The following is a 13,099-nucleotide window of genomic DNA, read 5'->3' on the forward strand; positions in this document are numbered from 1 at the left end:
GCTGGGGAGCAGCGGCGGGCCGGCGGCCTCAGGTGGTCAGCGGGCGCTCCGGTGGTCAGAGGCGCGCCGGTGGTCGGCGGACGCTCAGGCAGTCAGCGGACGCCGAGCTGGTCCGGGGCCGGGCGCGGCGCCGCGACGGGCGGCCGGGCGTCGGTGCCGGGCGCGGCGGCCGGGGCCGGTCGCAGCGGCCACCAGAGGGCGCGGCCGAGCAGGGCGGCCAGGGCCGGCACGGTGACCAGGGAGAGCACCAGCGCGGAGAGCAGGATCCCCAGGGTCAGCGAGAACGCGACCTGCTCGCTGCCCGGGGTGGTGGCCAGCGTCGCGAAGGAGCCGGCCAGCACCAGGCCCGCGGTGGCGACGGCCGGGGCGGTGTGCCGGACGGCGCGGGCCACGGCGGAGCGGGCCGACCCGGGCCGGTGCATCTCCTCGCGGATCCGGTCGGTGATCAGGATGTTGTAGTCGGTGCCGAGCGCGACCACGAACAGGAACAGCACCAGCGGGAGCGTGAAGGAGACACCGGGCCGGTCCAGGCCGTGCTGGAACAGCAGGGTGGCCGCGCCGAGGGTGGCGGCGAACCCGAGGCCGACGGAGAGCATCAGCGCGACCGGGGCGAGCAGGCTGCGCAGGAGCAGCAGCAGGATCAGGGCGATCAGGGCGGCCGCGACCGGGAAGACCACGGTGAGGTCGCGGTCGACGGCGGTGGCGATGTCGGCGAAGATCGCCGCGGTGCCGCCGACGTGGCCGACCGTCCCGGCCGGGGTGTGCGCGGCGACCGCGGCGCGGACCGGTCCGGAGGCGAGGTCCCGGGCGCGCTGGCTCTGCGGGTCGGCGTTCAGGTAGAGGTCGATCCGGGCGGCCCGGTGGTTGTCGGCGAGGACGGGCCGGCCGACCTGGCCCACCCCTTCGACGCCCTTGAGCTCGCGGGCCAGGCCGTCGAAGCGGGCCGCGTCGACGGTGCCGCCGTCCCGGGCGACCAGGTAGACGGTCGTCGGGTCGGAGACGCCGGCGGGCATGGCCCGGGCGATCTCGGCGGCGGTGGCGGCGGCGGCCGTGGTGGTGGAGTCGCCCTGGCTGTAGTCCATCGTGAGTCCGGCGGTGCCGGCGGCCAGCGTGCCCAGCAGGGCGACGGAGGCGAGCAGCAGCGCCAGCGGCCGGCGGGCGACGAGCTCACCGAAGCGGGCGGCGACGCCCGGGCGCGGCTCCCGGCGCAGGGCGCGGGAGGGCCAGAAGATCCCGCGGCCGCAGGCGGCGAGCAGGGCGGGCATCAGGGTGAGGCTGCCCAGCAGCATGACCAGCACGGCGACGGCGACGGCCGGGCCGAGCGAGCGGAACTGGCCGAAGCTCGCCACGGCCAGGGTGGCGAAGGCGGCCACGATGGTCAGCGCGGCGGAGGTGATCGCGGTGCCGACCTTGCCGGACACCTCGGCGGCGGCCTCCCGGGCGTTCTGCTCGGGCCGGGCGCGCAACTGCTCGCGGAAGCGGAAGAGCAGGAACAGCAGGTAGTCCACGCCGATGCCGAGCAGCACCACCCCGATCAGGCCGGGGGTGGAGCTGTCCAGCTTGAGACCGGTGAGGGCGGCCGCGCCGGCCACGGCGCCGCCGGCCGCGCCGCTGACGACGGCGACCGCGAGCAGCGGCAGCAGGGCGGCGAGCACGCTGCGGAACACCAGCACGTTGAGCAGCACGATCAGTGCGGTGAGCAGGGCGCTGCCGAGCACCGCGGCGCCCCGGTTGGCCTCGGTGGTGTCGGACAGCTGGGCGAGTCCTCCGGTGAACCCGGTGCGCATGCCGATCCCGTCGAACTGGGCCCGGGCCTGGTCCCGGAAGGTGCGGTAGACGCCCTGGACGCCCTCGTCCGAGGCGTTGCCGGTCAGTTCGACGCTGAGCAGTTCGAAGGTGCGGTCGGGTGCGACCGTGGCGGGAGCGACCCGGGGGGTCTGGGAGCGGTCGGGGACCAGGGCGGCCGGCTCGTCCGGTTTCCGGGGCATGGTGACCCGGCGTTCCCCCAGTTTGGCGGCGCCGGCCTCGATCTTGTGCTGGTCGTCGGCGGTGAGCGTCTTCCCGTCGGTGCGGGCGACCAGCACGGTGACGGTGGTGGCGTCCGGCTTGATGCCGAAGTCCTGCTCGGCGATCCGCAGTGCGGCCGCCGAGTCGTAGCTGCGCGGCAGGAACTCCCCGCTCTGCGACTGGGTCACCCGGGACATCAGCATCGGGCTGAGCACGGCCAGCCCCATGCCCAGCACCGCCCACAGGGCGATGACCTTCCAGGCGTGTCGGGTGGAGAATCCGGTCAGTGCGCGGATCACTGTTCCTCCGGTCGGTGGACGCGAACGTCGGCCTCTGGACCGGGGGTTCCCGGCCTGTTCCAAGACCATCAGCCGCGGGGGTGCCGGGGCGTCCTGGCAGCGGAGGATTCCGCCGGGGGCCCGCGCTCCCCCGCCGGGGGCCGGGACCGGGACCGTGGTCCTGGTCCGGGCCCCTGCTCCTCCGCCCGGGGGACCACGCAAGGGCCGCCCGGCCGATGCCAGAATGGGGGCGTCAGTGCTGGTCAGCCGGGAGGAATCAGATGGACGGGCGTCAGCGCCCCGGGGTGGACACGGCTACCGACGGGCCGCCGGAGGACTGGACGGACCGCCTCCCGTGGACCCGTACCGACGCCATGGTGGCCATCGGCGCCGGCGCCCTGGACCTGATCGGCTACGTCCTGCTCGGCCCGGCGACCGGCGCCCTCAGCATGTCCGTGCCGGGCTTCGCCGTGGTCGTCCTCGCCGGCCTGCCGCTGCTGGCCCGGCGCAGCCGCCCGGTGCCGGCGCTGGCCGCCGTCCTGGTGCTCCAGGCGGCGGCCGACCTGCTCTCCCCGAGGGGCCCGCACTTCGGCGCGGTGCTGGTCGTCGCGCTGTACTCGGTCGCGGTGAGCCGAGGCGTCCCGGTGACCGCGGCCGCCGTGGGCGTGACGGCGGTGACCACCACGCTGAGCCAGCTGCGCTTCGAATCCCCGCTCTGGCCGCAGCTCATCGCCGACCCCGTGGCCGCCGTCATGGTGGCCGGGGCCGGTCTGGCGGTGGCCCGCTGGCAGCGCGAGGTGGCCGCCAACCGCCGGCTGCTGGCCGACCGCGCGGTGGCCGACGAACGCCGCCGGATCGCCCGGGAGTTGCACGACATCGTGGCCCACCACATCACCACCATGCAGCTGATGGCCGGCGGTGCCCGCGCCAACCTCGGGGACCAGGAGGTGGTCCGGGACGCCCTGGTCGTCCTGGAGTCCTCGGGCCGGCTGGCGCTGCGCGAGATGCGCCAGCTGCTGAACGTGCTGCGGACCGGGGACGAACCGGACGCCGCCCCGCCGCTGCCCCAGCCCGGGGTGGAGGACCTGGAGCGGCTGGTGGACGAGTCCCGGGTGGCCGGGCTGCCGACCGAGTTCACCGTCGACGGGCCCCCGCGCCCGCTGCCGCCGACGGTCGGCCTGACCGTCTTCCGGATCGTGCAGGAGGGCCTCACCAACGCCCGCAAGTACGCCGGGCCCGCCCGGGCCACCGTCCGCCTCGCCTACCACCCGGACCGGGTCACCGTCGAGGTGCGGGACGACGGCGGCGGCGCGCCCCCGGCGGAGCCCACCGGCCGGGCCGGGTACGGCCTGCTCGGCATGCGCGAGCGGGTCGCCCTGCACGGCGGCACCCTGGCGACCGGCCCGCAGCCGGGCGGCGGCTTCGCCGTGGCCGCCGAACTCCCGCTGAGCGACGCCGAATCGGCCGAGGCCGCGGTCCAGACCGGGCAGGTGCTCCGATGACCGGGCGGATCCGGGTGCTGCTGGTGGACGACCAGCCGCTGGTGCGCCGCGGCCTGTCGCTGATCCTCTCCCCCGACCCGTCCCTGACCGTGGTCGGCGAGGCCGGGGACGGCGAGCAGGCCGTCGCCGCCGCCCTCCGGCTGCGCCCCGACGTCGTGGTGATGGACATCCGGATGCCCGTCCTGGACGGCGTCGGCGCGACCGAACGGCTGGCCCGGGAACTGCCCGGCTGCCGGGTCCTGGCGCTGAGCACCTTCGACATGGACGAGTACGTGGTGGCCGCGCTGCGCGCCGGCGCCCACGGCTTCCTGCCCAAGGACGTCTCCCCGGAGGAGCTGAGCTCGGCGATCCGGACGGTGCACGCCGGGGAGGCGGTGGTCGCCCCGCGGCTGCTCACCCGGCTGATCTCCACCTACGTCCGGGCGCCCGTCGCGCCCGCCCCGGTGTCGTCGGCCGCCGTACCCAACGGCGAGCTCACGCCCCGGGAGGTCGACGTGTGGCGGCTGATCGCCACCGGGCTCGACAACGGCGCGATCGCGCTGGCCCTGGAGATCAGCCAGTCCACCGTGAAGAACTACATCACCAGCATCTTCGGCAAGCTGGACGTCCGGGACCGCGCCCAGGCGGTGATCGCCGCGTACGAGTCCGGCCTGGTCACCGCCCGCACGGGGCACGGCGACCAGGCCGACCGGAACTCCGGTTAGTCGAGGCTCTTGAGGAAGTCCAGCAGCGCCTCGTTGACCTCGGCCGGGCGCTCCTGCTGGGTCCAGTGGCCGGTGTCCGGCAGCCGGACGTGCCGGTGCAGCCTGGGCAGCCGGCCCAGCAGGTAGGCCAGTGCCTCCGGCGGCACCATCGCGTTGACCAGGTCCTGTTCGCCGGCGACGTACAGCGCGGGCACGTCGACCGTCACGCCCGCGAAGGCGGCCAGCAGTTCGGCGTTGCGGTCCAGGTTGCGGTACCAGTTGAGGCCGCCGGTGAAGGCCCGCTCGCCGTGGGTCGCGTAGTCGGCCTCGAAGGCGTCGAGGTCGGCCTCGGTGAGCCAGGCCGGCAGCCGCTCCGGCTCCGGGACGGTGTCCAGCAGCTTCTTGCCCTCGGGGACGATCCACGCCCGCGGCTTCCCGTCGGGCTGGATGCCGCACAGGATGCGCCGCAGGCTGGTCCGGACGTCGGCGGCCAGTTCGGCGTCGGCCCGGCCGGGCTCCTGGAAGTAGAGCTGGTAGAAGCCCTCGCCCCAGTTCTCCCGGGCGGCGGTGAGCGGCGGCGGGCCGCCCACCGGCAGCGGCGGCACGCTCAGCCCGGCGACCCCGCGCACCAGGTCGGGCCGCAGGGCGGCGGTGGCCCAGGCGACCGGCGCGCCCCAGTCGTGCCCGACCACCACGGCCCGCTCGGCGCCGAGCGCGCGGATCAGCGCGGTCACGTCGCCGACCAGGTGGAGCAGGGTGTACGCGTCCACGGCCGCCGGCTGCGCGCTGCGGGCGTAGCCGCGCTGGTCGGGGGCGACCACCCGGTACCCGGCCGCGGCGAGCGGCGCGAACTGGTGGCGCCAGGAGTACCAGCTCTCCGGGAAGCCGTGCAGCAGCAGGACCAGCGGCCCCTCCCCCTGTTCGGCGAGGTGCAGCCGGACACCGTTCACCTCGATCTCGCTGTGCTTGATCGCCTCGTTCAACTCCCGCTCCCGTTCCGCTCCGTAGGACCCCGAGGGCTCTCCTCCCAGGCTCAACAAGCGGGCGGCCCCGGCTTGTTCCGGCAACGGGACAAGCAGCCGAGGCCGCCCCGGAACTCCGGGACGGCCTCGGCCTCAGGCTGGTGCGCTGAACTGGTTGAGCGTCAGTTCACCGTGTAGCTGTAGGGGATCGCCGCGAGCACCGCACCGGTGGTGCCGAGGCTGTTGTTGGCGGTCGGCACGAAGGTCGGGCCGGACACCAGGTAGAGCAGACCCTTGACCGTGCTGCCCTTGGGGCCGGTCGGGGTGACGGTCACCTGCAGCGAGCCGGTGGCGCCGGGGGCGACGGTCACCGGGGCGGCGGCCGTGGCCGTGGCGTTCACCGCGGCGGCGTACGGGTCACCGGTGCTGGAGGTCAGCGCCGGGTCGAACGCCAGGGTGTGCGCGGTGGCGGTGATGGTGGAGGTGCCCTTCGGCGCGCCGGCGGGGCCGAACGGGCCGATCTGCTGGACGAAGGTGCTCCAGGCACCGGGGACGATCGGCTGCTCGGCGCTGCCCTTGGAGGTGGCGACCGAGATGGCGGAGCCGTCCTGGGCCTTCTTGAGGTCACCGAAGAGGTCCGGCGAGGCGGTGGTGGCGCTCAGCTCGATCTGCGCCGGCGTCGAGGACGCCGCCACGGCCTTGAGCTGGTCGGTGCTCGGCGGCACCAGGAAGCTCGGCACCGAGGAGGTCAGGCTCAGCGGCAGGTTGACGCTGGCCGAGGCACCCTGCGGGACGAGCGGCAGGTCGACGCGCTTGTCGAGGCGGCCGTCGGCCGCGATCGACTGGGTGGCGACCGTGTTGTTGGTGTAGTTGACGTTGACGGTGACCGGCTTGCCGGCCGCCAGCTTCGTCTTCGGGTCGTTCGGCAGACCGGCCGCGGTGGCCTGGTTCTGGTTGAACGCGATGCTGCCGGCGAAGTCCTGGGCGAGCTCCTGGCCGCTGACCGGGCCGAGCACGTTCAGGACGAAGCGCCAGTGGCCCTCGGCCGGGTTGATCGTGGTGGCCGAGACGCCGTTGGCGGCGCCGGTCAGGTTGCCCTGGGCGTCGAACAGCGTGTTGCCCTCGATGTCGACCGGGGTGCCGTTCGGGCTGATCAGGGCGCCCTGCATGAACAGGTTCGCGTCCTTGCCGACGGTGACGCCGACCCGCAGGTCCTTCTGGCCCTTCGGGACGTCGAAGCCGTAGGCGAACATCTGCGTCGGCGAGGAGCCGCGGCCGTTGCCACCGGTGATGGTGCCGGTGAAGCTGCCCTTGCCGTCCTTGACCGGGACGAGGCTGCGCAGCACGACCGGGACGCTGGTGGTGTTGCCGTTCGAGCTGGAGACGAGGACCGCCTCGCTGCTGTCACCGCTGGTCGCCGGGGTGGTCAGCTGGACCTTGAGGGTCTTGGTCTGACCGGGCTGCAGCTCGGTGGTGTTCGGGCTCACCGCGCCGGCCGGGACCGCGCGCTGGGTGGAGGTGCCGAACTGGACGTCGCCGGTGTAGCCGGCCTTGCCCGCCGGGGTGTACATGATGGCGGTCCACTCGCCGGCCACCGGGTGCGGGACGTCGACCAGGCCGAAGTTGGCCGGGGTGGCGCCGCCCTGCGGACGGGTGTTGGTCTCGAAGCGGCCCGACGGGTCGAGCAGCGTCATGCGGACCACGGGGCCGTTGGTGACCGGGTTCGGGCCGCCGTGCCAGGCGATCGACGCCGCGAGGCGGTCGGCACCGGCCGGAACGGTGAACTTGACCTGCTTCTGCACCCAGTCGGCACCGTTGGTGGCGTACTTGAAGGTGTCGGTCGAGGCCGAGTCCAGCTTGACGACCTGCTGGTTGGTGGCCTGCGGCGCGAAGCTGCGGGTGGTGGCGCTCACCGACTGCGGCTCGTCACTGGTGTTGGTGACGGAGACGTCGGCGGTGTGGGTCGAACCGGGGGCGCCCTGGATGCTCACCTGGCCGGTGTTGACCACGACGGTGCGGGCACCGTCGGTGCCGTCGCCGTCGTCGTAGCCGCGGGCGGCCTCGACGGCGGCCCGGACGTTGAGCAGACCGGCGCCCTGCTCCTCGGCGGGGACGCCGAGGTCGGTGGCGGTGCCGGTGATGAACTTCTTCACCAGCGCCGGGGACGGCGAGTCGCCGCCGTGGGTGTCGCGGTAGGCCTGGATGACCAGGGCCGCGGCACCGGTGACGAACGGGGCGGCCTGGCTGGTGCCGCCGAAGGGCTGGATGTTCGAGCCCTTGCCGTTGAAGTTGGTGCAGTCCGCGTACTTGGTGGTGTCAGCGGTGCACAGCGCCCAGTCCGACTCGCCCGGGGCGACCAGGTCGAGGGTGCGGCCGGCCATGGTGAAGCCGCCCGAGGAGAGCGCGGAGATCCGGCTGTTGTTCCAGGTCTTGTTGGAGAACTTGGAAGCCGCGTAGCCGGTCTGCTGGTAGTTCTGGTTGTCCGTCGACGCGCCGACCGAGATCACGTACGGGTCGGTGGCCGGGGTGCCGATGGTGCCGCTGATACCGGCGTCACCGGTGGAGACCGCGACGGTGACACCGGCCTTGACGGCCTGCTCGTTGAAGAGCGCGATGGTGTCGTGGGCGCCGCTGTCCGGGGTGACGTTGCCGCCGAAGGACTCGTTCAGCACGTCCACGTGGGCGACCCGCACCGCGTAGTCGATGGACTGCAGGATCGACGAGTTGGACATCATCTCGCCGCCGGCCTTGAGGGCGACCAGGTCGGCGTCCGGGGCGAGGCCGCGGATGTTGATGTTGCAGCCGGCCGGCAGCGGGTGCGAGGCGTTGACGAACTGCGAGACGTCGTAGGTCTGACGGCCCTGGGCGATGACCGCCGAGGCGTCGCCGAAGGCCTCGGCGCCACCGCTCGGCGCGTCCCAGCCCTCACCCGAGAAGTCCTGGTGGTCCACCACGGCGTGCGAACCGTCGGCCCGGATGAAGTCCGGGTTGTTCGGGTCGAGCGCGTCGGCGATGTAGGCGACCTTGACGCCCTTGCCGGTGGCCAGGTTCTCCACGCCGGGGTTGCCGTTGCCGCTGTAGGCACGGACCGAGTAGAGGCCCTCGGGCTCCAGCAGCGGCTTGGTCGGGTCGGAGGGGCAGACCGTGTTGGTCGCGTTCTCCTGGGAACCCTGGCCGTTGCTGCCCGAAACGGCCTTCGACGCGTCGCCGGACTTGCCGGAGGCCGTGGCCGCGGTGTCCGCCTTCTTGGCGGTGGTCGAGGCGACGGGGGCCACCTGGACCTGGGTGTCGGCGACCACGGCGGCGACCGCCGGGTCGGACTGGAGCGCCGCGCGCTCGGCCGGGCTGACCGTGGCGGAGAAGGCGTTGCCCACCACGAAGCTCTTGACGTTGGTGCCGCCGTTGGCCTTGACCTTGTCCAGCAGCGGCTTCTGCGCGCTGGCGGTCTTCTGCTCACGTGCGCCGAGGTGACCGTGGTCGGCCGGGGCGTCCGCTATCTGGTCCTTCAGGATCACGATCACCGGTGCCGGCGACCCGTCCGAGGACGCCGCCTGGGCGTTCTGCGGATCCTGGGTCGGGGCCGCGCTCGCGATGGTCCCGAGGCTCAGGACCATGGACGCGGCGGTGACGGTGACGGCGGCTGCTAGCTGGGTCTTGCGCCAGCCGATCAATGGACATCCTTTCGTCTGATGAGACGTCAGGTTGCACGATCCGGCCTACGAATCCTGGTCGGACGCGCGGTGCTCCGGACCGCGCGTCCCGACAGCGGTCGCATTCCAGCGCATCCGGCACGACCACGACAAGGGGTTAAAACCCCATCAGAAAGTAAAAATGACCATCAGAAAGTAAAATACACAGTATAAATCCGGCCGCCGCTGCCCCTTTTTCACCGATCAGAGCCGGTCAGGGACGGTCAGAACAGGCTTCCGCAGCTGCAAAAACGTCAGTGGCGAACTCTGGACACTGGCGGAACATCGCCACCCCGGCCCACCCGCTGCCTCTTTGTCGACACCGCGACTCTTCTTCCCCGTCGACGGCTCTCGAAACAACGCTCGGCACGCACAACGAACGGCACGCAGAACGCTCGGCATGCAGAACGAACGGGGCGGCCGAGGAGTTCACCCCAGTCGCTCCCGGGCGTCCGCGAGGTCCTCGGCCGTCGGCGCGTCGTCCTGGGTCAGCCGGTGGCGCCAGTAGCCGGTGAAGTCGATGTCCGACTTCGGCACCCCGTGCTCCTCCACCAGGCAGCGGCGCAGCGCCCGCACCGCGCCCGCCTCCCCGGCCAGCCAGACGAAGGGCCGCCCGCCCGGCAGCGCGCCGCCCCGGAACGCCGCGGTCAGCAGGGCGCCCGGGGCCGCGCCGTCGCGGTGCAGCCAGCGCACCTCCAGTTCGGCCCGGGTCGCCAGCCGCTGACGCTCCGCCCGGTCCGCGACCTCGATCCAGGCGTACGCCCGCACCCCCTCCGGCAGGGCCTCCAGCAGCGTCGCCACGGCCGGCAGGGCGGTCTCGTCGCCGGCCAGCAGCACCCAGTCGGCGGCCGCCGCGACCTGGGCGAACGGGACCGGCGGGGCGTACAGCGCGGAGGGCCCGACCATGCCGAGCCGGTCCCCCGGCGCGGCCCGCAGCGCCCAGGCCGCGGCCATGCCGGAGTCGCCGTGCAGGACGAAGTCGACCTCGATCCGCCGGGTGCCGGGGTGCCTGCGGCGCAGGGTGAAGCTGCGCATGACCGGGCGGTCGGCCTCGGGGATCGCCAGATAGGCCTGGTACCAGCCCATCGGGTCGTCCTGCCCCGCCGGCAGCTCCGGCTCGCGCTGCCCCGGGCGCGGGAAGCAGAGCTTGAGCTGCTGGTCGGGCGTGCCACCCACGGTGTCGTCCAGGGCCTCCGCCTTGAAGACGACCCGGGCGGTGCGCGGCGTGATCCGGTCGACCGCTACGACCTCGATGAAGGTGACGGGCAGAGTCATCGGTAACCCCTCGCTGTGCGGATCGCTGTGCGGAATCCTGATACCTTACGACATAAAGAGTTGCTCTCGCCAGGATACTTTACGCCATAAGGAGATGCCGGGATGACCGTCTACGCCGGGCAGGGAGACGCCCACCGCTCGCTCGCCCTGCTGTGGGGGCACCCCGGGGAACCGCGCACCGGGCGCAGCGGCCCGAAACCGGGGCTGAGTGTGGACGCGATCGTGTCCGCCGGAATCGCGGTGGCCGACGCCGAAGGAATGGCCGCCCTGTCGATGCGCGCCGTGGGCGAACGGCTCGGCCGCACCGCGATGGCGCTCTACACCTACGTGCCCGGCAAGGCCGAACTGCTCGACCTGATGCACGACCGGGTGCTCGCCGAGCTCCCCACCGGAACACCGGAGTTCGACGACTGGCGGGCCGACGTCACCGCCTGGGCCGAGGAGTTGCACGCCTGCTACCTGCGCCACCCCTGGGTGCTCCAGGTCTCGCAGGCCCGACCCGTCCTCGGCCCGGCCGAACTCGCCGCCATGGAACACCTGTTGGCCGCGCTGCAACCGGCCGCCCTGCCCCCGGGGCGGCTGCGCGGGGCGGTCGCCGCGCTCTGGCAGTTCGTCCGCGGCACGGCCGCCGCCACCGCCGACGCCCGCGGCGCGGCGGCCGCCACCGGCGTCACGGACGAGGAGTGGTGGAGCACCCGCTCCGCCCGGCTCGCCGAACTGGCGCCGGACTTCCCACGGCGCTTCCCGCTGCTGACCGCCCTCCAGAGCGCCGGCGGCAGCCCGGAGGACACCGGCGCGGACGCCTTCCGCACCGGCCTGGCCGTCCTGCTCGACGGGGTGGCCGCAGGCGTCGGCGCCTGAACCGAGGGGCCGGGAGGGAGGCCCGCTACCCCCGCCGGGCGGCGGGGATCGCCAGCAGGGCGCCGAGCACCAGCAGCACGGCGTACCCGGCGGTCTCGTGGCCGTCCGGCACCAGGAAGCGGACGAAGCCGAACAGCCGGAAACCCCCGAGGTGGTCGGCCAGCAGGCCGGTGCCACCGCCCAGGATCAGGACGAAACCGAGGTAACCGAGCAGGGTCTTCATACTCCCGAGCCTAGGAATCCGCCGGCCCGCGCCCAACCGACTTTCGGCGCGACCGGCGTTGACCAAAGTCGCGTCCCGCCCTCCCTCCGGACGGAGCAGCAGACACGGCGGTCCGACGGCGGCGCCGGTACGTTCGCCGTGTGCAGCCAAAGCATGTGCAGCCAGAGCGTGAGCAGCGGGAACCGCAGCAGCGACCGCAGCAGAGACCACCGTCCGTCGCCAGGGTCGCGGCCGCCTCCGCCGCCTCCGCCCTGGTGCTCGCCGCCGGCGCCCCGGCGGCCCTCGCCCAGGACGCCGCCGTCGGCGGCGAGCGGCTCGGCCGCCCGGCCGTCCAGGTCGCGCCGCTGGCCGGGGCCCCCGCCCTGCCGGCCGAACTGACCGGCCGCTCCTGGCTGATCGCCGACGCCGGCACCGGCGAGGTGCTCGCCGCGCGCGACGCCCACCTGCCGATGCCCCCGGCCAGCACCCTCAAGATGCTGTTCGCGGACACCGTGCTGCCCAAGCTCAACCGCTCCACGGAGCACCAGGTCACCCCCGCCGAACTCGCCGACCTCGGCGTCGGCAGCAGCCTGGTCGGCGTCAAGGAGAACCTGCCGTACCGGGTGGAGGACCTCTGGCGGGGCGTCTTCCTCAGCTCCGGCAACGACGCCGTGCACGTCCTGGCCCACATGAACGGCGGCGTCCAGCAGACCGTCCGGGAGATGCAGGCCCGCGCCCAGTCCCTCCAGGCCCGGGACACCAAGGTGGTCTCCCCCGACGGCTACGACATGGACGGCCAGGTCTCCTCCGCGTACGACCTCACCCTGTTCGCCCGCGCCGGGCTGCGCAACGCCGACTTCCGGTCCTACTGCGCGACCCGCACCGCCCGCTTCCCCGGCGGACTCGACAAGGCCACCGGCCAGCGCACCGCCTTCGACATCGCCAACACCGACCGGCTGCTCGGCAAGTACCCCGGCCTGATCGGCGTCAAGAACGGCTACACCACCAACGCGGGCGCCACCTTCACCGGCGCCGCCGAACGCGGCGGCCGCACCCTGCTGGTGACCGTGATGCACCCCGAGGCGCAGAGCAAGGTCTACGACGAGGCCGCCGTCCTGCTGGACTGGGGCTTCGCCGCGGCGGGCAAGGTCCAGCCGGTCGGGCAACTCGTCGAGGACCTCGCCGCGCCGAAGGGCACCACCAAGGACGGCGCGCCGGGCGCGCCCGCCACCCCGGCCGACGGCGCCCCGCAGGCCGCCGCCGACAGCGAGGCCGACCTGCCGCCCTGGTCCCGCACCCCCGTCCTCGGCGGCGACGACTCCGTCCTCGCGCCCGCCCTCTGGACCGGCGCCGCCGTCGCCACCGGTCTCGCCGTCTGGGGCACCGCCCGCGGCTCCGCCCGGCGCCGCGCCGGCCTCGCCGCCGCCCGCACGGCCCCCGCCGTGGGCGCCGCGCCCACCGGCCCCAGGCCGACCGGCCCCGCGTCGGCCGGCGGCAGCACGGGCCTCGGCACGGGCGTCGACACCGGCGCCTCCCGGATCGGTGCCACCGGCGTCGGCGGCCGCGTCGCCCGCCGTCTCACCCGCCGCGCCCGCGCCCTCCTCCGCGGCACCCGACCCCGCCGGGACGGCTGACCCCGG

Annotated in this window: 9 protein-coding genes; 4 read left to right on the forward strand and 5 right to left on the reverse strand. The window is 73.9% G+C overall.

What is annotated here, in order from left to right:
- Positions 1-92: 92 nt before the first annotated feature.
- Positions 93-2,306, reverse strand: a complete 2,214-nt coding sequence (locus ACFV8H_RS22935; protein WP_380402893.1) for an MMPL family transporter — start codon at positions 2,304-2,306, stop codon at positions 93-95.
- A gap of 260 nt (positions 2,307-2,566) precedes the next feature.
- Here ACFV8H_RS22935 and ACFV8H_RS22940 point away from each other — a divergent pair, with 260 nt between their 5' ends.
- Both ACFV8H_RS22940 and ACFV8H_RS22945 read left to right on the forward strand, forming a co-directional pair.
- Positions 2,567-3,787 carry a sensor histidine kinase gene (locus tag ACFV8H_RS22940; protein ID WP_380402896.1) on the forward strand — a complete coding sequence of 407 codons (1,221 nt, stop codon included), beginning with the start codon at positions 2,567-2,569 and terminating at the stop codon, positions 3,785-3,787.
- Positions 3,784-4,491, forward strand: a complete 708-nt coding sequence (locus tag ACFV8H_RS22945) for a response regulator (protein ID WP_380402899.1) — start codon at positions 3,784-3,786, stop codon at positions 4,489-4,491. The genes ACFV8H_RS22940 and ACFV8H_RS22945 overlap by 4 nt, the downstream gene beginning before the upstream one ends.
- Here ACFV8H_RS22945 and ACFV8H_RS22950 read toward each other — a convergent pair.
- The 3 genes from ACFV8H_RS22950 to ACFV8H_RS22960 all read right to left on the reverse strand — a co-directional run bounded on the left by ACFV8H_RS22950 (position 4,488) and on the right by ACFV8H_RS22960 (position 10,396).
- Positions 4,488-5,453 carry an alpha/beta fold hydrolase gene (locus ACFV8H_RS22950; RefSeq protein ID WP_380402902.1) on the reverse strand — a complete coding sequence of 322 codons (966 nt, stop codon included), beginning with the start codon at positions 5,451-5,453 and terminating at the stop codon, positions 4,488-4,490. The genes ACFV8H_RS22945 and ACFV8H_RS22950 overlap by 4 nt on opposite strands.
- A gap of 161 nt (positions 5,454-5,614) precedes the next feature.
- Entirely contained in the window at positions 5,615-9,103 is a 3,489-nt protein-coding gene (locus ACFV8H_RS22955; protein ID WP_380402904.1) for a S8 family serine peptidase, read from the reverse strand.
- Positions 9,104-9,550: 447 nt separating this feature from the next.
- Entirely contained in the window at positions 9,551-10,396 is an 846-nt protein-coding gene (locus tag ACFV8H_RS22960) for a siderophore-interacting protein (RefSeq protein WP_380402906.1), read from the reverse strand.
- Positions 10,397-10,498: 102 nt separating this feature from the next.
- On the opposite strand from ACFV8H_RS22960, the gene ACFV8H_RS22965 reads away from it, so the two are divergent.
- Positions 10,499-11,257, forward strand: coding sequence for a TetR/AcrR family transcriptional regulator (locus ACFV8H_RS22965; protein WP_380402909.1), 759 nt, complete (start codon positions 10,499-10,501; stop codon positions 11,255-11,257).
- Positions 11,258-11,282: 25 nt separating this feature from the next.
- Here the strand turns inward: ACFV8H_RS22965 and ACFV8H_RS22970 are convergent, their stop codons facing one another.
- The gene (locus ACFV8H_RS22970; RefSeq protein ID WP_360230485.1) at positions 11,283-11,480 is read right to left on the reverse strand and encodes a hypothetical protein; all 198 of its coding nucleotides are present in this window, start codon (positions 11,478-11,480) and stop codon (positions 11,283-11,285) included.
- 155 nt (positions 11,481-11,635) lie between these two features.
- Here ACFV8H_RS22970 and ACFV8H_RS22975 point away from each other — a divergent pair, with 155 nt between their 5' ends.
- Positions 11,636-13,093, forward strand: coding sequence for a D-alanyl-D-alanine carboxypeptidase family protein (locus ACFV8H_RS22975; RefSeq protein WP_380402912.1), 1,458 nt, complete (start codon positions 11,636-11,638; stop codon positions 13,091-13,093).
- Positions 13,094-13,099: the final 6 nt, after the last annotated feature.

Source organism: Kitasatospora sp. NPDC059827 (assembly GCF_042731675.1).
Classification (GTDB): Bacteria; Actinomycetota; Actinomycetes; order Streptomycetales; family Streptomycetaceae; genus Kitasatospora.

Coding starts and splice junctions, on each gene's coding strand:
- ACFV8H_RS22945 (WP_380402899.1), top strand. CDS start 3,784: ATGACCGGGCGGATCCGGGTGCTGCTGGTGGACGACCAGCCGCTGGTG.
- ACFV8H_RS22960 (WP_380402906.1), bottom strand. CDS start 10,396: ATGACTCTGCCCGTCACCTTCATCGAGGTCGTAGCGGTCGACCGGATC.
- ACFV8H_RS22940 (WP_380402896.1), top strand. CDS start 2,567: ATGGACGGGCGTCAGCGCCCCGGGGTGGACACGGCTACCGACGGGCCG.
- ACFV8H_RS22970 (WP_360230485.1), bottom strand. CDS start 11,480: ATGAAGACCCTGCTCGGTTACCTCGGTTTCGTCCTGATCCTGGGCGGT.
- ACFV8H_RS22965 (WP_380402909.1), top strand. CDS start 10,499: ATGACCGTCTACGCCGGGCAGGGAGACGCCCACCGCTCGCTCGCCCTG.